This is a genomic window from Achromobacter sp. CF-sbj1-Ac2-l (assembly GCF_052698165.1).
This window is the reverse complement of sequence record NZ_CP199855.1, coordinates 4,142,036-4,161,469: the sequence shown is the minus strand read 5'-3', so window position 1 is coordinate 4,161,469 and position 19,434 is coordinate 4,142,036. Positions and strand designations below refer to the sequence as shown.

Annotated in this window: 22 protein-coding genes; 6 read left to right on the top strand and 16 right to left on the bottom strand. The window is 70.9% G+C overall.

The annotated features are described in order from the left end of the window. Positions 1-3 precede the first annotated feature (3 nt). The 5 genes from glgA to ACUDCK_RS18950 all read right to left on the bottom strand — a co-directional run bounded on the left by glgA (position 4) and on the right by ACUDCK_RS18950 (position 5,818). Positions 4-1,572, bottom strand: coding sequence for a glycogen synthase GlgA (gene glgA / locus ACUDCK_RS18970; RefSeq protein ID WP_175166673.1), 1,569 nt, complete (start codon positions 1,570-1,572; stop codon positions 4-6). Between the two features lie 147 nt (positions 1,573-1,719). Beyond that, positions 1,720-2,715 (bottom strand): lysylphosphatidylglycerol synthase domain-containing protein, encoded by a 996-nt coding sequence (locus ACUDCK_RS18965; protein ID WP_175166674.1) that lies wholly within the window; start codon positions 2,713-2,715, stop codon positions 1,720-1,722. After that, the gene (clsB, locus tag ACUDCK_RS18960; RefSeq protein WP_175166675.1) at positions 2,712-3,914 is read right to left on the bottom strand and encodes a cardiolipin synthase ClsB; all 1,203 of its coding nucleotides are present in this window, start codon (positions 3,912-3,914) and stop codon (positions 2,712-2,714) included. The genes ACUDCK_RS18965 and clsB overlap by 4 nt, the downstream gene beginning before the upstream one ends. Next, positions 3,911-4,669, bottom strand: a complete 759-nt coding sequence (locus tag ACUDCK_RS18955; protein ID WP_217481209.1) for an endonuclease/exonuclease/phosphatase family protein — start codon at positions 4,667-4,669, stop codon at positions 3,911-3,913. The genes clsB and ACUDCK_RS18955 overlap by 4 nt, the downstream gene beginning before the upstream one ends. 63 nt (positions 4,670-4,732) lie before the next feature. Then, entirely contained in the window at positions 4,733-5,818 is a 1,086-nt protein-coding gene (locus tag ACUDCK_RS18950) for a calcium:proton antiporter (RefSeq protein WP_175143197.1), read from the bottom strand. A gap of 116 nt (positions 5,819-5,934) precedes the next feature. Between ACUDCK_RS18950 and ACUDCK_RS18945 the strand changes: the two genes are divergently transcribed. From ACUDCK_RS18945 to ACUDCK_RS18925, 5 genes are read left to right on the top strand one after another with little or no spacing between them, the layout of a single operon-like run. Then, entirely contained in the window at positions 5,935-6,492 is a 558-nt protein-coding gene (locus ACUDCK_RS18945; RefSeq protein ID WP_244976815.1) for a low affinity iron permease family protein, read from the top strand. Then, a complete protein-coding gene (locus ACUDCK_RS18940) occupies positions 6,489-6,995 on the top strand; it encodes a YciE/YciF ferroxidase family protein (RefSeq protein WP_054502969.1) in 507 nt (168 codons plus the stop codon). The genes ACUDCK_RS18945 and ACUDCK_RS18940 overlap by 4 nt, the downstream gene beginning before the upstream one ends. 31 nt (positions 6,996-7,026) lie before the next feature. Beyond that, positions 7,027-7,284: a hypothetical protein gene (locus ACUDCK_RS18935; protein ID WP_054502968.1), complete on the top strand. Its 258-nt coding sequence runs from the start codon at positions 7,027-7,029 to the stop codon at positions 7,282-7,284. Positions 7,285-7,293: 9 nt separating this feature from the next. Further along, on the top strand, positions 7,294-9,201 hold the full coding sequence (locus tag ACUDCK_RS18930) for a hypothetical protein (protein WP_064524384.1): 1,908 nt from the start codon (positions 7,294-7,296) through the stop codon (positions 9,199-9,201). Further along, positions 9,198-9,605: a hypothetical protein gene (locus ACUDCK_RS18925; protein ID WP_175143194.1), complete on the top strand. Its 408-nt coding sequence runs from the start codon at positions 9,198-9,200 to the stop codon at positions 9,603-9,605. The genes ACUDCK_RS18930 and ACUDCK_RS18925 overlap by 4 nt, the downstream gene beginning before the upstream one ends. Before the next feature lie 15 nt (positions 9,606-9,620). On the opposite strand, the gene ACUDCK_RS18920 is transcribed toward ACUDCK_RS18925, so the two are convergent. From ACUDCK_RS18920 to ACUDCK_RS18890, 7 genes are all read right to left on the bottom strand, one after another. Beyond that, positions 9,621-10,697 carry a mechanosensitive ion channel family protein gene (locus tag ACUDCK_RS18920; RefSeq protein WP_175166677.1) on the bottom strand — a complete coding sequence of 359 codons (1,077 nt, stop codon included), beginning with the start codon at positions 10,695-10,697 and terminating at the stop codon, positions 9,621-9,623. 60 nt (positions 10,698-10,757) lie between these two features. Then, a complete protein-coding gene (locus ACUDCK_RS18915) occupies positions 10,758-11,024 on the bottom strand; it encodes a hypothetical protein (protein ID WP_144654776.1) in 267 nt (88 codons plus the stop codon). Between the two features lie 38 nt (positions 11,025-11,062). After that, complete coding sequence (locus ACUDCK_RS18910) at positions 11,063-11,293, bottom strand: hypothetical protein (protein WP_054502948.1); 231 nt, start codon at positions 11,291-11,293, stop codon at positions 11,063-11,065. Positions 11,294-11,317: 24 nt separating this feature from the next. Then, on the bottom strand, positions 11,318-11,863 hold the full coding sequence (locus ACUDCK_RS18905; RefSeq protein WP_175166678.1) for a DUF4142 domain-containing protein: 546 nt from the start codon (positions 11,861-11,863) through the stop codon (positions 11,318-11,320). Between the two features lie 157 nt (positions 11,864-12,020). After that, a complete protein-coding gene (locus ACUDCK_RS18900) occupies positions 12,021-12,209 on the bottom strand; it encodes a CrpP-related protein (RefSeq protein ID WP_175166679.1) in 189 nt (62 codons plus the stop codon). Between the two features lie 94 nt (positions 12,210-12,303). Continuing rightward, positions 12,304-12,597, bottom strand: a complete 294-nt coding sequence (locus ACUDCK_RS18895) for a MatE family transporter (RefSeq protein ID WP_116791829.1) — start codon at positions 12,595-12,597, stop codon at positions 12,304-12,306. Positions 12,598-12,635: 38 nt separating this feature from the next. Next, on the bottom strand, positions 12,636-13,043 hold the full coding sequence (locus ACUDCK_RS18890; protein ID WP_244976816.1) for a hypothetical protein: 408 nt from the start codon (positions 13,041-13,043) through the stop codon (positions 12,636-12,638). A gap of 166 nt (positions 13,044-13,209) precedes the next feature. On the opposite strand from ACUDCK_RS18890, the gene ACUDCK_RS18885 reads away from it, so the two are divergent. Beyond that, entirely contained in the window at positions 13,210-14,259 is a 1,050-nt protein-coding gene (locus ACUDCK_RS18885; RefSeq protein WP_054502944.1) for an NAD(P)-dependent alcohol dehydrogenase, read from the top strand. A 31-nt stretch (positions 14,260-14,290) separates the two neighbouring features. Here ACUDCK_RS18885 and ACUDCK_RS18880 read toward each other — a convergent pair whose 3' ends face one another. Genes ACUDCK_RS18880 through ACUDCK_RS18865 form a run of 4 tightly spaced genes read right to left on the bottom strand, consistent with a single transcriptional unit; the run spans position 14,291 to position 19,429 of the window. Beyond that, entirely contained in the window at positions 14,291-15,643 is a 1,353-nt protein-coding gene (locus ACUDCK_RS18880; protein WP_175166680.1) for a four-carbon acid sugar kinase family protein, read from the bottom strand. Continuing rightward, positions 15,640-16,917 (bottom strand): ribulose-bisphosphate carboxylase large subunit family protein, encoded by a 1,278-nt coding sequence (locus ACUDCK_RS18875; RefSeq protein ID WP_175166681.1) that lies wholly within the window; start codon positions 16,915-16,917, stop codon positions 15,640-15,642. Before ACUDCK_RS18875 ends, ACUDCK_RS18880 begins: the two co-directional genes overlap by 4 nt. A gap of 22 nt (positions 16,918-16,939) precedes the next feature. Further along, the gene (locus ACUDCK_RS18870) at positions 16,940-17,479 is read right to left on the bottom strand and encodes a VOC family protein (RefSeq protein ID WP_116791826.1); all 540 of its coding nucleotides are present in this window, start codon (positions 17,477-17,479) and stop codon (positions 16,940-16,942) included. A 57-nt stretch (positions 17,480-17,536) separates the two neighbouring features. Beyond that, positions 17,537-19,429, bottom strand: coding sequence for a TRAP transporter large permease (locus ACUDCK_RS18865; RefSeq protein ID WP_054502941.1), 1,893 nt, complete (start codon positions 19,427-19,429; stop codon positions 17,537-17,539). Positions 19,430-19,434: the final 5 nt, after the last annotated feature.

Below are 19,434 nucleotides of genomic sequence, written 5' to 3'. Positions count from 1 at the left end.
TTCCTACTGCGGCAGCGGGGCCGTGAGGGAAGCGCCCTGATGCGCGCGGCGCACCGGGTGCGCGGCGGCTTGCGCGGGCTGGCGCGCCGGGGCGGACGCTTGCGCCTGGGTGCCGCTGAGCGCGTGGAACAGCGCCAGGTATTGCGCCACCGCCGGCCGCCAACTGAAGTCCGCGGTCATGGCGTTGCGCTGCATCGCGCGCCAGACGGTCGCGTGGCTCCGCAAATGGACCGCGCGGGCGATGGCGGCGGTCATCTCGGCGGGCGTGCTGCCGTCGAACAGCACCCCGGTGGCGCGGGTCATGGCGGTCAGCGGCTGTTGCGGACCGGGGTCTTCGATCGTATCGGCCATGCCGCCGACCCGCGAGCCGATCGGCAATGTGCCGTAGCGCATGGCATAGAGCGGCGCCAGGCCGAACGGCTCGAAACGGCTGCCATGCAGCAGCAAGTCGCCGGCGGCGTGCAAGCGGTGGGCGCCGGCCTCGTCATAGCCGATGCGCACCGCGCAGCGTCGGGGATAGCGCTGGCCCAGTTCGCGCAGCGCGTTTTCCAGGTGTCGTTCCCCCTGCCCCAGCACCGCCACCTGCAGTTGCGGATGCGCGTCCAGGGCCTGCGGCAGGGATTGGGCGGCGACGTCTGCCATCTTCTGGCCGGTCAAGCGGCTGCACATGATCAGCAGCACCGCCTGGGGGTCTTCCTGCAGACCGTATTCGTGCTGCGTGGCGGCCTTGCACAAGCGCTTGTTGGCCAGGTTGGCGGCGCCGTAGCGCAGCGCGCCGAGATGCGGATCGCGCGTGGGGTTCCACAGTTGGGTGTCGATGCCGTTGGGAATGGCCAGCACGTCGGCCACGCGCTCGCGCAAGAGGCCATCCAGCCCGCAGCCGAATTCGGGGGTCAGGATCTCGCGGGCGTAGCGTTGGCTGACGGTGGTGATGCGATCGGCGTGGCGGATGCCCGCCTTCATGAAATTCAGTTGGCCCCAGGCCTGCGCGCCTTGCTCGCCGCAGAAGGGCGCCGGAATTCCCAGCGCCGGCGCCGCCTCGATCGGCGCCTGGCCCTGGAAGGCCAGGTTGTGGATGGTCAGCACGCTTTTCACGTCCTGCACCCGCGCCGCCCGCAGCAGCAGCGGCGTCAGGGCCGCGTGCCAGTCATGGGCATGCACCACGTTGGGGCGCGGCAGGCCGGGCAGCCCCTGGGCGACGCGCACCGCCGCGTGGGCCAGGGCCGCGTAGCGCAAGGCATTGTCGGCGTAGGGTTGGCCGCCCTCGTCCAGGTACAGGCCGTCGCGGTCATAGAGCGCGTCGTTTTCCAGCAGCAGGAACGACAACCCGGATTGGGGACATTCGCCGGCCAGCAGCCGGGCGTCGCCGCCGGGCAAGCCGGCCAGATGGGCCACCGGGCGCGTCGATTGCAGCCGCCGCGCAACGCCGCGATAGGCGGGCAACAGCAGCGTCGGTTGGGCGTGCGCCTGGACCAGCGCGCGCGCCATGCCGGTGATGGCATCGCCCAGGCCGCCGGTCTTCGCCAGGGGGAAGGCTTCCGCCGCCACGATGAGGATTCTTGGTGTCGTCATGCTCGCTCCGGAGTCGGCGGACGGTCCCGGGAGCCGGGGCCACATCCGCAAGACTCATCGCCAAGCAAGTGCCATGCCCGCGGGCGCCGCGGCGGGCGCGCGGGTCTATGTGGACGGTCGTGCGTCGTTGTTGCCGCTGGTTTGTAATCATGGCGCGCGCGGCTGGCTGGTATCCGCCGGCGGATGGTGCCTGCGCCAACCGAGGCGCGCCTCGACCGCGGCGAACGCCAGCAGCGCCAGGCATAGCGGCGCCAGCGCATACAGCGCCCGGTAGCTCAACGCCGCGCCCAGGATTTCCGCTGCCGGCAGCCGGGATGAGAGGGCCGCCACGAAGATCGCCTCGGTGGTGCCGAGTCCGCCCGGCACGCGGGTGACCACCGCCGCGAAGCTGGTGCACAGGAGCACGCCCAGCACCACCGGATAGCTGACTTTGGCCTGTAGCAGCACGTACATGATGGCCCCCATCAACAACCACGACAGCGCCGCCGTCACGCTCTGCAGGACCGCCATGCGGCCGCCCGGCAGCGTCACGCGCTGCCCCATCCAGCGCGCCACGCGGCGGGTGGCGCGGGCGCAGATCCAGACATAGAGGGCGGCCATGGCGAGCAACCCCAATCCCATCAGGCGCAGCACGCCGCCGCCGATGTCCCAGCCGGCCGGCAACACGATCGCCCCGCTGGCGAACACCGCGCCGGCCACCCAGGCATAGCCGATCCAGTTGGACACCGCCGAGAACACCGCCACGCGGGTGGCGGTGGCCTTGCGGCAGCCCAGTCGGGCATACAGGCGCAGACGCGTGCCCAGGCCGCCCAGCAGCACCCCCAGGTTCAGGTTCAGCGCATAGCTCAGCAACGCCACGCCCAGCACCTTGGGCCAGGGCAGGCGATGGCCGGTGTAGCGGCGGCCCAGCAGGTCCAGGGCGGCGTAGGCGAGGTACGCCGGCACCACCAGGGCGGCCGCGAGGAGCAGCGTCTCGCGGGGGATGCGGCGCACGGCCTGCCACACGCCGGGCCAGTCGACCGAGCCGCCGAAATACCCCAGCAGGCCCAGCGCCAGCGCCAGCACGATCCATGGCAGCACCCGCTTGATGCGTGGCCAGCGGCGCCGGGCCGCGCGCACCAGGGGGGCGCGGCGCAGGTTCATCGCGCGTCGCTCTGGTGATGGCCCGCGCCGTTGACGGTCTGCAGGCGCGGCTTGTGCGCGGGCAGCGCGCCGGCCCAGGCCGGGAAGCGGCGCAGGAAGTGGAACACCACGACCCCGACCCAGAGCCGGCGCAGGCGCCGCCGCGAGTCCGGCCGCATCCGTACCCGTTTGCAGTCCTGGGCGATGAGGCGCTCCAGGCTGTCGCGCAAGGCGGCGTTCAGGGCGCTGTCGCGCGCCACCACATTGGCTTCCAGGTTCAGGGCGAGGCTGAGCGGGTCCAGGTTGCTCGAGCCGATGGTCGACCAGTCGTCGTCGACGCAGGCGACCTTGGCGTGCAGCGGGCGCCGGCAGTATTCGAAGATCTCGACGCCGGCGTCGATCAGGTAGTCGTACAGCATGCTGGCGGCCAACTGCGCCACCAGCATGTCGGGTTCGCCTTGCAGCAGCAGCCGCACGCGCACGCCACGGCGGGCGGCGTTGGCCAGGTCGCGCAGCAGGCGATAGCCTGGAAAGAAGTAGGCGTTGGCGATCAGCACGTCATGGCGCGCCGAACGCAGGCCGGCGCGGTAATAGCGTTCGATGTCGGTGGGGTGGGCGTGGTTGTCGCGCACCACCAGCCGGCCGCCGCCGTCGCCCGCCGGCATCGCTTCCAGGGGCGCGGACCGACGCCGGCGGGGCGGGTCCGCGCCGAGCGCGGCCCGGGCATGGTCGGCGATATCGGCGGCCAGCGGACCGTCCACCCGCACCGCATAGTCCTGCTTGGCTTCGGGGCCGTAGTCCGGCAGATGGTCGGCGGAGAAGTTGATGCCGCCCACGAAGGCGCAGGCGCCGTCCACCGCCACGACCTTGCGATGCATGCGGCGGAACAGATTGGTGCGCACGCCCAGCAGCCGCGGGCGCGGGTCGAACAGGTGCACGCGCGCGCCGGCGCCGGTCAGCGGCGCCAGGAATTCCTCTGACAGAAGGTCCGAGCCGTAGCCGTCGACCAGCACGTCGACGCTGACGCCTCGGCGCGCGGCGGCGATCAGGGTATCCCGCAGATCGCGGCCCACCGCGTCGTCGAAGAGGATGAAAGTCTCGATCAGCACTTCGCGGGTGGCGGCCTCGACGGCGGCGCGCACCGCGGGAAAGTAGGCCTCGCCGTTTTCCAGCAGCGTGTAACGGTTGCCGCTGCGCCAGCCATTCGGGGGCAGCGTCATAGCGCGACTTCCGCGGCGATCGGCACGTGGTCGGACAGCCCCGCCCACACCCGCGAGGCCAGCGGCACGGGCCGCCAGTCGCGCACATTGCGCACGTAGATGCGGTCGAGCCGCAGCAGGGGCCAGCGCGCCGGGAACGTGCGGGCGGGCCGGCCCAGCCGCGAAGTGAAGACTTCCCGCACCTGGCAGTCGCGCAGCAGGCCATCGGCCTGCTGCCGCCAGTCGTTGAAATCGCCCGCGATCAACAGCGGATCGCCGGCCGGCACGTCGCGCGCCACCAGGCGGCACAGGCTGGCGATCTGGCGGGCGCGATGCCGGGCGCGCAAACCCAGGTGGACGCATATCGCATGGACCGCGCCGGCGCGCCCCGGCAGTTCCAGCACGCAGTGCAGCAGGCCGCGGCTTTCGTGTCCGCCGATCGTCACGTCATGGTTCTCGAAGCGCGTGATCGGGTAGCGCGACAGCACCGCATTGCCGTGGTGGCCCGCCGGATAGACGGCATTGCGGCCGTAGGCGAAGTCGCGCCACAGCGTATCGGCCAGGAATTCATACTGCGACGCCGCCGGCCAGCGCGGCGCGGCGCGCGCGGCCATGGCCTGGTGTTCGCCCACCACTTCCTGCAGGAAGACCAGGTCCGGAGCGGCCATGCGCAGGGCGTCGCGCAGCTCATGCAGCATGAAGCGGCGGTTAAAACTGGTGTAGCCCTTGTGGATATTGACGGTCAGGAGCGTCATCGGGACGATCGGTGCGGGCAATGGCCTCTCCGGCGAAACGGGATCCTGGCCGGGGAGCAAGTCCCGTGCCCGGCGCGCTTCGCCCTACAGCCCCAGTCCCAGCAGCATCAGGAACGCGCCGAACAGGACAAAATGGGTCATGCCTTCGATCGCGTTGGTCTGGCCGTCGTTGAGGTTGATGGCGGCCACCAGCAGCGTCACCAGCATCATCAGGGTCTGCAGCGGCGTCATGGCGATATCGATGCGCTGGCCCGATATCAGCGCCAGCGCCTCCATCGCGGGCACGGTCAGGATGACCGTCGAGAGCGAAGCGCCCAGGGCGATGTTGACCACCGATTGCATGCGATTGGCCAGCGCCGCGCGCAGCGCCGTCAGCATTTCCGGGGCGGCCGAGATGCCGGCCACGATCAGCGCCACCAGGCCGGCGGGCACGTCGACGCCAGCCAGGCTGCGGTTCAACGAGTGCGACATCAGTTCGGCCAGCGCGCCCACCGCGATGATGCCGGCCGCCATGACGCCGATGGACTGGCGCCGGGTCGGATAGCCGGAGGCGGCCGGCGGCCGGCGGGTCTTCTTGTCGGGATAGCTGTAGCTGAAGAAATAGCTGTGCGGGCCGGTCTGCATGCGCAGGAAAACCCCGTACAGCAGCAGCATCACCACGATGGTGAAGGCGCTGTAGGCGCGCCAGCTTTCCCCGGGGACGAATTCCGGGATGATCATCGACACCGTGACGGCGGTCAGGATCATGACGCTGTAGGTGCGCGCGGAATCGTCGTTGTAGGCCTGCTCGCCGTGCTTGAAGCCGCCGATCAGGGCGGCCACGCCGAGGATGCCGTTGATGTCCAGCATGACCGCCGAGTAGATGCTGTCGCGCACCAGGGTGGGCGAGCCGGCCTTGGACGAGACGATGGCCAGCACGATGACCTCGACCAGCACCGCCGACAGCGTCAGGATCATGCTGCCGTAGGGATCGCCCAGCTTTTGCGCGATGCGTTCGGCATGGCGCGCCACGCTCAGGGAAGCCGCCAGGATCGCCGCCACCAGTATGGCCGTTTCGAGCAGGCCGGCCGCCCGTCCGTAGTCGGCCAGGCGGGCATCCGCCGCGAACCCCGCCATCGCGATGGCGCAGGCCAGCAGCAGGAATTTCTCGGACTGCAGAATGGATTTCATCGGGTTTCGGCGGACCGCAACAGTGCGAGGCTAGCACGCGTCGGGGCGCGTCGGGGCGGGCAGATGGGCACGCGGCTTGCTGGAAAGGGGCGCCGCGTCCGACAGGATGGAGTCCCATGACCAGCAATCGCGTGCCTCGGCGCAAGCCGTCGTCGAAACGAGCGCCCCGCCCGCGCGGGGGCGACCGTGGCAATGCCGTTTCCCGCTTCTTCGATCATTTTGCCGCCCGGGTCACGCAGTGGACCGGATCGCCCGTGGCGTTCGGGACGGCGCTGCTCGCGGTGCTGGTCTGGGGACTTTCCGGTCCGGCGTTCGGTTATTCCGAAACCTGGCAACTGGTGATCAACACGGGCACCACGATCATCACTTTCCTGATGGTGTTCCTGATCCAGCAGAGCCAGAACAAGGACAGCGAGGCGCTGCATCTGAAGCTTGACGAGCTGTTGATCGCGCTGCACGGCGCCGACGAGGGACTGGTCGATGCCGAGCGCCTGGATGAAGACAAATTATTGGCGCTGGCCGCGGCCTGCACCGCTCGCGCCCGATCGCAACGGCGCCAGCGCGCCCGCGATCCCGACGAAGCCGGCCGGCACCGGTCGGCACGGCGATTGCTGGACAGGTCCCGGCGGCCGCGATCGCGGCCCGCCCGCCAACCCGACAGGAGTCAGCAATGACGCAGAAGACCTTGCAGGATCTATTCATCCATGAACTTTCGGACATTTACAGCGCCGAGAAACAACTGACCCGGGCGCTGCCCAAAATGGCGCGCGCCGCCAGCGACGCCAAGCTCGCCGAGGCGTTCACGTCGCACCTGGAGGAGACGCGCGGACAGGTCGAACGCATCGACAAGATCGTCGAGGCCGCCGACTTCAGGCTCAAGCGCGTCAAATGCGCGGCGATGGAGGGCCTGGTGGAAGAGGGCCGCGACGTCATCGAGGACGTCGAGAAGGGCCCGGTGCTGGACGCCGCGCTGATCGCGGCCGCGCAGAAGGTGGAGCACTACGAGATCGCCAGCTACGGCACCTTGTGCACCTTCGCCAAACAACTGGGCCACGACGATGCGCTCGCCCTGCTGAAAGAGACGCTGGCCGAGGAAAAGGCCGCCGACGAAAAACTCAACACGCTGGCCCTGGAGCAGGCAAACGCCAAGGCCGCGCGCGCCGGCAAAGCCGCATAGGCCGGCCGACCCGTCCGACAAGGAGACCGCCATGGCGAACGCCACCAAGCATCCAGACACCGGCGAATCCGGACGACGCCGGCAGCCGGCGCGGCCGGACCAGTCGCCCGCGGAATCGCCGGATCCGCCGGTCCGCGAACAGGACGCCGACCGCCATGGACGCTGGCCGCCGGGCGGCCTGCCCAATCCCATGCCGGACGTCGACCCGCAACAGACTCCCGGCATCGACCGGCTCGGCGATGCCGGCCCCGAGCAACGCGCTTGGCTGCGCGGCTGGCGCGCACTTTAGGAATCCACCATGGACATATATGTGCCCGTCGCGCCGTCGCGCGACAGCGCCGCGCGCCGCTTGCGGCCATCCGCGCCGGCCGCACGCGCCGACGCCTATCCGGAGCGCGGCCCGATCGCGTTGAACGGCTATTCCCAGGTCCTGCCGGCCGCCTTGGCGGACCGGGTCGAGCGGCGCCTGGCCGTGGCGGACCGCGATGCCTGGGTGCAGCGGCTGTGGGCCGCCGACGCCACGCTCTGGACCGGCGCCGATGAGGACCGCTGGCTGGGCTGGCTGCAACCGGGCGTGGCGCCGGGCCGGCTCGGGCGCTTCTGCGCCATCTGCCGGCGTCTGTGCGTGGCGGGATTCACCGACGCCGTGATGCTGGGAATGGGCGGCGCCACATTGGGCGCCGAGGCCTTGGCGCGCCTGCTTGGCGCGGCCGTCGGCGGGCTGCGCATGCATGTGCTCGATTCCACCGACACGGCCCAGATCCTGGCGCTGCAAGCGCGGCTGGACCTTGGCCGGACGCTGTTCGTGGTCGCCAGCAAATCGGGGACCACGCTGGAATCCGGCATGCTCGCCGCCTATTTCCAGCAATGCGTGGCGGCCCGGCTGGGCCGCCAGGAAGCGGCCCGTCGCTTCGTCGCCATCACCGATCCGGGCACGCCCCTGCATGCGCATGCCCTGCGCGAAGGCTACGCGGCGGTTTTCCCCGGCAATCCGGCGGTGGGCGGACGCTACTCGGTGCTTTCGTCCTTCGGGTTGGTGGCGGCGGCGCTGCTGGGACACGATCCGGCCCGCCTGCTGCGGGCCGCCCGACCCATGCGGCGCGCCTGCTCGCCGCGCGCCGCCGCGCGGCGCAATCCCGGCCTGCTGCTGGGCTGCGCACTGGGTGAAGCGGCGCTGGCGGGCCACGACAAGGTCACGCTGCTGGCCGATCCCGGCCTGGACGCGCTGGCCGGGTGGCTGGAGCAGTTGCTGGCCGAGTCGACCGGCAAGGACGGCAAGGGGTTGATCCCGGTGGCGCAGGAGTGCCTGGCCGGGCCGGGGGAGTATGGGCGCGACCGCCTGTTCGTGCACCTTGCCGACGCGCGGTCGCCCGACGCGCGCATGGCCGCGTTGGCGCGCGACCTGGCCGCCGCCGGCCACCCGGTGCTGACCTGCCGTAATGGGGCCGCCCTGACGGTGGGCCAGGAGTTCTTCCGCTGGGAATTCGCCACCGCGGTGGCCGCCGCCGTGCTGGGCGTCCATCCCTTCAACCAGCCCGATGTGGAGGCCAGCAAGGCGCGCACCCGCAGTCTGTCCGCCAGCCCGGGCGGGGCCGCGCCGGGCGGCGCCGAGCTGCTGCGGGTGGAGGGGCCGCTGGCCTTCCATGGCAAAGCGGCGTCGGCCGATTCGGCGCTGGCGCTGCTGGCGTCGCACATGACGCAGGGAACCCCCGGCGGCTACGTGGCCCTGCTGGCGTATCTGCCGCAAGGCGCGGCCTGCGAAGCCTGGCTGGCGGGCGCGCGCGACTGCGTGCGGCGCGGCACCGGCGCGGCCACGGTGGGCGGCTTCGGGCCGCGCTACCTGCATTCCAGCGGGCAATTGCACAAAGGCGGCACGCCGGGCGGGCGGTTCCTGTTCATCACCGCGGACGCGCCGCGGGTGCTCGAGGCGCCGGGCTACGCGGCCAGCTTCGGCGCGACCCAGGCGGCGCAGGCCCTGGGCGACATGGAGGAACTGATGGCCCGCGGCCGGCCTTGCCTGCGGGTGCACGTCTCGGGGGATCTCGCGGCCGGCCTCGCGCAGCTCGAGCGGCTGCTGCGGCAGGCGCTGACGCCCGCCGCGACGCGCGCGGGGCTGTCCGCGGTCGGCGCGGCCACCGATTGCATCAACCCTCTCCCCGCCACGCCCGACGCGCGGCGGTCCCCCCTTTCTGGAGTCCTGCCATGAAACAAACCCCGATCCTCGCTGCCGCGTTCGCCCTCAATATGTTGGCCGGCGCAGCCTGCTGGGCCCAGGCGCAGCCGCCCGCCGGCGCCACCAATCCGCCCGCCACGCCCGCGCCCGACGCCCGGCCCATGCCCAAGGCGCAGCCGGGGCAGCACCCATCGCGCCCTCAACCCAAGGCGCAGCCGAATCAGGGCGCGCCCCACGCCGTGCCGAAATCGGAGCCGCCCCAGGGCGAGCCGCGTCCCGCCAAGGAAGACCGCCCCGCCAAGCGCCTGGACAGCGAGGGCGGCACCGACAGTCGGGGTGCGTCCGGCGGGCGAGGCGGCACCGGCTCGACCGGCCAGGGCGGCATGCCCGGCTCGGGCGCGTCGGCCGGCTCCGGCGGCACGACCGAGACCCGTTGAGGGCGCAGGCGCGGCTCAGGCCGCGCCGCTGCTGCGCGCGGGTTGCCGGGCCACGTGCAGGATGCGCTCCGGCAGCGCCAGGGCGATTCCGGCGGCCTGCAAGTCGCGCATCACGCCCAGGTAAATCGCCTGTTGCAGGTCCATGTAGCGGTTGTAGTCCGCGCTCATCACGTAGTAGACCGCCTCGAATTCCAGCGAACTCTCGGCCAGGCGCGCCAGGTGCGCGCGGTCGAAGCGGGTGTCGGGTTGCTGCTCGATCTGGGCGCGGATGATCCCGGGAACGGCGGCCACCTGCTCGACCGGGGTCTGGTAGGTGACCCGGATCGAGAACACGATGCGCCGTTGTTGCATGCGCTTGTAGTTCTGGATCGTCTGCTTGAGCAGTTCCGTGTTCGAGCACACGATCTGCTCGCCGCCCAGGCTGCGGATGCGGGTAGTCTTGAGGCCGACATGCTCGATGCTGCCGGCCACCGCCCCGAAGACGATGAAGTCGCCGGCCTCGAATGGCTTGTCCAGGCCGATGGAGATCGAGGCGAACAGGTCGCTCAGGATGGTCTGCACCGCCAGGGCCACGGCCACGCCGCCGATGCCGAGGCTGGCCACCAGCGCGGTGATGTTGACGCCAACGTTGTCGAGCATCGCCAGCAGCACGATCACCCATACCAGCGCCCGCAACAGAAACGATAGCAGCGTGGCGGTAATGGAGCCGGCGCGTCCCCGCGCCGCGACGGCATGCGTCAGGCCGACCTCGATGCCGCGATCGAGCCACAGCGCCAATTGCAGGGCGATCAGCACGAACCACAGGTGGCCGGGGCCGGCGCGCCCGGGCAGCGGCGCGCCCACCAGGTCGGCCGCCAGCAGCAGCGACGCCAGTGCCAGGATCATCCAACTGGTGCGCAACAGTACGCGCGACGCGGCGCCGGCGGCGCCCTGGCCGGCCGGTCGCGCGAGGCGGTCGAGCCGTGAACGGGCCAGGCGCAGGGCCAGCATCAACAGGAAGCAGAGGGCCGCGCCGACCGCCAGCGCCGCCAGCCACAGCGCGACGGGATGGCCGGCGAGAGCGGCGGGGTCGGAAAACCAGTGGGTGAGCATGTCGTCTCCGATGAGGGCAATGCCGGCGTGCAGCAACCCTTGTGCCGGGTCGCCGCGCCCTCAGGACGTCAGGCGCGCGGCCAGGTTGAGCGTCACCAGCAGCATCGAGCCCATGGCCCACAACAGCAGGGCCAGCCACAGGCCGACCGACAGCCGGGGTCGGCGCCGCGGCGCGGCAAGCGCGTCGCCAGGCGCGGCCGGCGCGGGCCGCGCGAGATCCGCGTTGGCCGCTGCCGAAGGGCAACAGCAAGGAGATTGCGGCGGCGTCAGCGACACCGCCGCGTTGCCGATCATTGTCGAGGGCTCCGCCGGTTTGGGAGTGATCATCGCAGCAGCTCCTGTCGTTCGCAACGCGGACCATTCGATCAGGGCGGGGCGCTCCAGACCGATGCCTGGCGGTACTGCTCGGCCCGCGCCAGCGTCCGGTAGAAATCGGCGCCGGCGCGGACCAGCGCCTCCATTTCACGCGGCGACAGCTTGTCGTTCAGCGCGGCCAGGCATCCCGCATAGTCGGAAAGCACTTCGGGCCAATCGCTGAGCGGCCGGTCGGAAACGGAGGCGGCCAGCATGCGCGCCAACAACTCATCGCGGTCCATACGTTAGCCATGGGTCCGTCACGCTCATTGCTTCTCGGTTGCCTGCTTCAGGGCCTTGGCCATCTGCAGATGCTGTTGCAGCGTCGGCAGCGTCTGGATGGCGAACTGTTTCACATCCGGATCCTTGACCTCGTTGGAGGCATTTTCGAACAGCTTGACGGCATCCTCGTGCGCGTCCACGCCGATTTCCTCGGCATAGGCCTTGTCGAAGCCTTCGTCGCGCAGGCCCAGCGCCTTCAGCCGCGCCTTCTGCACCAGGGACGGCTCGGTGGGCACCTCATAGCCCTTGCCCTTGGCCAGGGTCGCCAACTGCTGCCCGGCCTTGCCGTGGTCGTCGATCATCTTCTGCGCGAACGTCTTCACGTCGGCGCTGTGGCCTTTTTCCAGCGCCATCTTGCTGCCCTCGACTTCCAGGTGGCCGGACTGCGCCGCGCTTTCCAGGAAATCGCGGTCGCCGCTGTCCAGCTTGGTGGTTGCCGGGGCGGCGGGCGCGGCTTGCGCCATGCTGGCGTGCGGGCCGCCCAGCGCGAGAAGCAGCAGGGAAAGGGTGGTGAGATGGCGGATGGTCATGGCGTACTCCCGTTGGGTTGGCGTGCGCGGCGCATCGGATAAGGCCGTGCTGCCATACAGCAATCCATGTTCCCGGGCCGGGAAGGGCCATGCCGTGCACGATCGACCGGCAGGGGTGCGGGAGGAACGGTACTTTTTACCGACCTCCGCCGGATCGCTACAGGCGCGGCCGCGAGCGTTGTTGGTCCTGCCAGCCGCCTTCCCAGGCCCGCACTTTTTCCAGCCACTGGCCGATCGGCTCGCGGGTACGCGAAGGCAGTGACTCCAGTTTGAGATAGGGGCAATCCAGCTTCCAGGCGCCCTGCATCGCGGCGACGGCCCCTAGCCTTCGGATGTCTTCATACATTGAATCTCTCCAAAAGGATGGGTGGGAAGGTCCAGCTTGCGCGCGATGAGGGCAGGCGTCGATGGTTATTACCGAACGACACACTGTTACAGCGTTACGGGCCGCGGCGGCGGCTCGACGGCTCCGGCGTGTCGGCCTCGCCGCCATTGCGCACCGCGTCGGGAGGGGAATGCGACACGCCCGCCTCGGCTTCATCGACGACGTCATCGGGGCGGATGTCGGCGCCGGGGTCTTCATCGGGGATGCGCGGATTGGCAGCGGGGCGTGCGCCGGTGCCCTGCGCATCGCTGTCGCGGCCGCGCGAGGACGATGGCAGGTCGCTGGGCGAATCCGAGGAGTCGCTGGGGCCGGCGGGGGGCGAGGTGACGGGGTCGGGATTCGATGACATGGCGTAACTCCTGAAATTGAGGGGAGGGAGGGCCGGCGTCAGCCCAGTCGCCGGACCAGGCGCGCGACGCGGGCGATGCCGCCCGTGCCGCTGGCGGCGCGGCCGACCAGGGTGGTGCCGGCCAGCGTCCACAGCACGCGGCGCAGCGGCGTCGCGCCGCGCATGCCGCGCAGCATCATCCATGCGCCCAGGCCCAGCACCACCAGGTGCTCGCCTGGCAGATCGGGACGGGCGGCGTCGAGTTCGCGCAGGCGCCGCGGCGGGCGGGCGGCGGTGACGGGGCCGTCATCCGGACGCGGATCGTCGGCGGTCGAATCCGCCGGTTCGATGTCCTCGTCCGGAATCTGGTCGTTGCCCTCCTTGCGCGCGTCGTGGCGGGCGTCGTCGGGTACGGCCGGGTGTTGCGGGCGCGGCGGCGGGGGCGAAGGCGTTGACGGGCTGGACATGGCGGCTCCTTGGGCGAGGGGGAATTTCCCGTCGCCAGCAAGCGCCGCTCCCGGCCGAGCCACCGCGGCCGTGCAGGATTGGGCAGGAATCTCGGCGGATTGCGCTACCGGCGGCGCAAACGATTCCGGACAATGTCCCTTTTGGACAAGCACCAGGGAGTCTTCAATGCTTGTGAAAGCCTATGGCGCCTACGCCGCCGACAAACCGCTCGAATCGCTCGAGATCCGCCGCCGGGCCACCGGCGCCCATGACGTCCAGATCGACATCGCCTACTGCGGCATCTGCCACTCCGACCTGCACCAGGTGCGGTCCGAATGGGAAGGCACGCAATATCCCTGTGTGCCGGGCCATGAGATCGTCGGGCGCGTCGCCGCCGTCGGCGACCACGTGCAGGGATTCAAGCCGGGCGACCTGGTCGGCGTCGGCTGCATCGTCGACAGTTGCAAGCACTGCGCCGAGTGCGCGGACGGCTTCGAGAACTACTGTGATGGCATGGTCGGGACCTACAACGGGGCGACCGCCGACGAGCCGGGCTGGACGCTGGGCGGCTACACCCAGAAGATCGTGGTGCACGAACGCTACGTGCTGCGCGTCAGCCATCCCGCCGAGCAGTTGGCCGCGGTGGCGCCGCTGCTGTGCGCCGGCATCACCACCTATTCGCCGCTGCGCCACTGGAACGCCGGGCCCGGCAAGAAGGTCGGCGTGGTGGGCATCGGCGGGCTCGGCCACATGGGCATCAAGCTGGCCCATGCGATGGGCGCGCACGTGGTGGCCTTCACCACCTCGGAATCCAAGCGCGACGCGGCCCGCGAGCTGGGCGCCGACGACGTGGTGGTGTCGCGCAACCCGGATGAGATGGCCGCGCATCTGCAGAGCTTCGACTTCATTCTCGACACTGTGGCGGCGCCGCATGACCTGGACGCCTTCCTGGCGCTGCTCAAGCGCGACGGGGCCATGACCCTGGTGGGCGCCCCGGCCACGCCGCATCCGTCGCCGAACGTCTTCAACTTCATCATGAAGCGCCGCTCGCTGGCAGGCTCGATGATCGGCGGCATTCCCGAAACGCAGGAGATGCTGGACTTCTGCGCGCGGCACGGCATCGTTGCCGACATCGAGATGGTGCGCGCCGACGAGATCAACGCCGCCTACGAGCGCATGCTCAAGGGCGACGTCAAGTACCGCTTCGTGATCGACAACGCCACGCTGGCGGGCTGACGCGGATGCCGGCGCCGGGCGGCGGATCGCCTCAGGCCCGCCCGGCGCCGAGCACCAGGTCGTCGAACAGTGTCGTTCCGCCCATCTGCCCGCCCTTGAGCATCAGTTCCAGCCCGTCGGTCAGCGGATCGTCGCTGCGCGCCACGCTGACGGTGACGCCGGGTGCGAGCGTGCCGTGAAATCCCAGGCCCCATAACCCCAGCGCCAACGCGGCGTGGCTGGAGGTGTCGCCGCCGGCGATGCCCAGGCGCGTGAGCCGGCGGCCGGCGGCGGCGCTGGCGCGCACGATGCCGGCCGCCAACTGCCCGGTGGCGCGCGCGGTGGCGGCGGTCCGGTCCGCCGTCAGGGTCTGGTCGGGCGCATCGGTATGTAGCAGCACGTTGTGCCCCGAGGCTAGCGCGCCGGCCGCCTCCTCGATGCGCGCCCGGGCATAGGCCGGGTCGCCCAGCAGGCGTTCGACCCGCAAGGGGTGCCGCGCATAATGCTGGCAGGCGGCGATCTGGCGGGCCGTGACCGGCGACAGGCTGCCGGCCACCACCAGCACCGGCCCCTCGGCGGGCGCCAGCTTGGGCGGGGCGGACGCGGGGGCGAGTCCGGCGGCGCGCGTCAGCGCCTGCTGCACGCTGCTGGGACCCACCGCCAGCAACGGCAGCGCCGCGGCCGCGCGCCACAGCAGCCGGCCGATCAGCGCCAGTTGTTCGTCGTCCACCAGGTCCAGCAGCAGCGGGCCGTCGACCGTGTCCACGATGTCGTCGATCCAGTCGTCGGCCGCGCGCAGGTCGGCGGGGCCGCGCAGCGGAGGGTAGGCGGTATGGGGCAGGGATCCGATGCCGGTCAGCCCCTGCCGCGCCAGATGGCGGCGCAGGTCGGCCTCGTGCATGGGCGTGACGGGATGCGCGCGCATCACCGGGTGCCGGTCGATGCGGTGGACCTCGGGGTCGGCGCCGGCGCGCGCGAACAGGGTGGCGAAGCTGCAGTAGCGCCCGATGCCGGGCTGGCCGCCGACGATGGGCACGAGCGGATTGAGCATGTGGCGCCGCAGTTCGGCCACGGCCGCGCCGATGCTTCCCACGTGCGGGGCGCTGTCGAAGGTGGAGCAGCACTTGTAGTGCAGGATGCGGGTGCCGGTGGCGGCCAGGAAGCGCCCGGCCATGCGCAGCTCCGCCGTCATCGCGTCGGGCGCCATGCCGCGCGCCGCGCCGGCGATGCCCAGGGCGTCCAGCGGGCCGGCGCGTTCCAGTTGTCGCGGCGTCGGCACGCCCAGGAACAGCAGGCTGCGCCAGCCGGCCAGCGCCACGTGCGCCAGCGTGTCGGTGGCGCCGGTGAAGTCGTCGCCGTACCAGGCGACGCGCGGCGCGGCGGCGCGGGCGGGACCGTCCGTCATGCGCGCGACCCGAAGTGTGCCAGCGCGCGCCGCAACTCGGGGGCGTCAGCGGCGAAGCTGGCCAGGTCCTGGCCGGCGCGCGCCGCCTGCCAGGCCTGGCGGATGCTCCGCACGCCGGCCGCCGGGCCGTCCGGATGCGCCAGGATGCCGCCGCCGGACATGAACAACAGGTCGTCGGTGCGCACCGCGGCCCAGGTGGCGGGCACCGTGCCGGCCCACTGGCCGGACGAGAACGCCGGCATCACCGCGTCGTCGATGCCGGGCGTGAGCGAGGCCAGGCAGTCGCGCGCGCCCTCGACCACTTCCGCGTCCGGTTGCGAGAACTTGCCCTGCAGGCCGTGCACGTGCATGTGGTCCACGCCGGCCAGCCGCCACAGCGTCTGGTAGGCCTGGAAGCCGATGCCGAGCAAGGGGTGGCGCGACAGCGCGCCGTAGCCGTTGCGATGGCCGTGCAGCGCCAGCGGCGTGTGGCGGCGCAGGGTCTGGATGGCGGAATAGCCGCACCAGTTCAGGCTGGCCATCACGCAACTGCCTTGCTCGCGCTCGATCAGGTCGGCGTGGCGCCGCATGGCGTCGGTTTCGTCGGTGATGTTGAAGGCCACCATGACCTGGCGCCCCGTGCGTTCGCGGTGCGCCCGCACCACCGCCATGACGGCGGCCACGCGCTGCGCCAGCGGCGCATGGGCGGGGTTGGCGCAGACTTCGTCGTCCTTGATGAAATCCACGCCCGCCGCGCACAGCCGCGCCACGAGGTGCGCGGTCTGCTCGGGCGAGAGCCCGACGTTGGGCTTGATGATGGTGCCCACCAGCGCGCCGCGGTCCACGCCGGTCAGCGCGCGCGTGCCGGCCACGCCGACGCGCGGCATGTCGAACTGGGCGCGGTAGTCGGCGGGCAGCTCCAGCCGTTCCAGCCGCAGGCCGGTCACTTCGCCCAGGTCGTACAGGTTGCCGCCGACCGTGGCGGCCAGGGTCGGCAGGTTGGGGCCGATGTTGGCCACCGGAAAGGCGATGCGCACGCGGGCGCGGCGCAGCGTGGCCGGCAGGCCGCCCGGCTGGCGCGCCAGCCAGGCGTTGGGCAGGCTGGCGCGGCCGGTGGATTCGAGCTCCCGCACCGATTCGACCTGGGCGCGGGCGCGCGCCCGCAGCTCGTCGGTCTCGCCCTCGACGCGGGTGAAGGTGCCGCAGGACTGCTCGCCCGCCATCACCTCGGCGACGCGCGCCGGGTCCAGCGGGGTTTCGATCAGGTAGGTGGCGCGGATGACTTGGGTGTTCATGGATGGGTTCCGGGGCCCGGTTTCAAAGCCGCGTCAGGTCGGGAAAGGGGCGCACCGGATCGCGGCCGTCCCAGTCGCGCGCGCTGTCGCGGATCAGGTCGAACAGGCGGCCCTTGGGGCCGGCCACCTCGGACAGCTCGATGACGGTGCCGGGGTGGTATTCGGTGTCGAAGTAGATGAAGCGGCCGTTCTCGCCGACCTCGCCCTGCATCTTCGGCACGAAGCCTTGCGCCAGCAGGCGCGCCAGGTCGGCGTCGTAGTCCTGGGTCCAGTAGGCCACGTGCTGCAGCCCGGTGCGGCCGGCCCGCAGGAAGTCGCGGTACATCGACGGCACGTCGTTGCGGGTCTGGATCAGTTCGACCTGCACGAAGCCCGAATTGGCCAGCGCCACCGAGTTGTGCGGCTCGTAGGGCGCGCCGTCATAGCGGTAGTTCACGATGGGCACCTTGGGGTTGTAGAACCAGGGGCCCACGCCCAGCGTGCGGCTCCAGTAGTCCATGGCGGCCTCGATGTCGGGCACCACATAACCGAGTTGGCGGATCTCGCCCAGGAAACGACTCATGATGGATTCTTGTGTAGGAAGTGGCGGGGGCGCGGCCCGCGATGGGCCGCGCGGCGTTCAGGACGCGGATTTGAGAAAACCGATGGAAATCCAGGGGAAGGCGGCAACGATGACCAGCCCGACCAGCAGCGCGGCGATGTAGCCCCAGATCGGGCGGATGCCCTCGTCGGGATCGACCCGGCTGATGGCGCAGGCGCCGTAGTAGCCGACGCCGAAGGGCGGCGCGAACAGGCCGATGCCCATGGCGAAGATGACCACCATGGCGTAATGCACCTCGTGCACGCCCGCCTGCGCCGCCACCGGAAACAGCAGCGGCCCGAACAGCACGATGGCGGGAATCCCTTCCAGCACGCTGCCCAGGATGATGAAGGCCACGATCGACACGGCCAGGAAACCGTAGCTGCCGCCGGGCATGCCGGCCATCAGCCGCGCCAGGTCGCCCGAGAAGCCCGATTGCGTCAGGGCCCAGGCCATGGCGGTGGCGCAGCCGACGATCAGCATGATGGCGCCGGACAGCGAGGCGGTCTCGATCAGCATGGGCTTGAGCCGCGCCAGGTCGAAGCGCCGGTAGATCAGCGCGCCCACCACCGCCGCATAGACGATGCCGATGGTCGAGACCTCGGTGGCGGTGGCCACGCCCTCGACCACCGCGGCGCGGATCACGAAGGGCAGCGCTACGGCCGGCAGGGCGATGACGAAGAAGCGGCCGATCTCGCGCGGCGCGAAGCGCTGCGCCAGGCTCAGGTCTTCCTTGCGGTAGCGCCACCACACCACCGAGCACAGCGCCAGCCCCAGCACCACGGCCGGCAGCAGGCCGCCGGTGAAGAGGGCGGCGATGGACACGCCGGTGACCGAGCCGATGGTGATCAGCACGATCGATGGCGGGATGGTCTCGGTCTGCGCGCCGGTGGCCGACAGCAGCGCCACCAGGTCGCCGGGCCTGGCGCCGCGCTTGCGCATCTCGGGAAACAGCACTGGCGCGATCGCCGCCATGTCGGCGATCTTCGAGCCGGAGATGCCCGACACCAGGTACATCGCCCCGATCAGCACGTACGACAGGCCGCCGCGCACGTGGCCCAGCAGGCTGGCCAGGAACTGGATCATGGCGCGCGCCATGCCGGTCATCTCGATCAGCGAACCCAGGAAAATGAACAGCGGCACCGCCAGCAGCATCAGGTGCGACATTCCTTCGTCCAGGCGGCCCACCATCACCAGCATCGGCGTGTTGGTGGTCAGCGCCAGGTAGGAGAACGTCGCCAGCGCGAACGAGAACGCGATCGGCACGCCCGCGAACACGGTGGCCGCGACGATGCCGACGAAGAAGATCACCAGGTTGAGCTTTCCCAGTCCCGTGAACAGCGGCTGCGCCAGCCAGAACGCCGCGACCATCGCCGCCGCGCCGGCCAGCGCCAGCAGCAGGTGCGGCACGGTCTGGGTGCGCAGCAGCCGCAGCAGCGCCACCACCGCCATCAGGCCCATGCCGACCGGAATGGCGGCGGCGCGCCAGGCGTTGCTCAGTTCCAGCGCGGGCGTGATGATGAAGTGTTCTTCGTGCGCGTATTCGATGGCCGGCGCCAGGATCAGGAACAGGAAGGCGAGCGAGGCGGCCAGCGCGCCGGCCTCCAGCCGCGCGCGGCGCGCCGGACCGATATGGTTGACCAGCGCCGTCATGCGCATGTGCTCGCCGCGGCGCAGCGCCACCACGGCGCCCAGCATCGACAGCCACAGGAACAGAATGGACGCCAGCTCATCGGACCACACCAGCGGGCTGTGGAACACGTAGCGCGCCACCACGCCGGCGAACAGCACCAGGATCTCGACCAGCACGATGGCGGCGGCCGCCAGTTCGACCAGGCCGCCCAGCGCCGCGTCCAGCGCATCGCCCGCGCGCCGCAGCGGATGGGCCGGCAGCGCGGGCGCGGCGGCGTGGGAAGAGGAGAGCGAGGACATGGGCG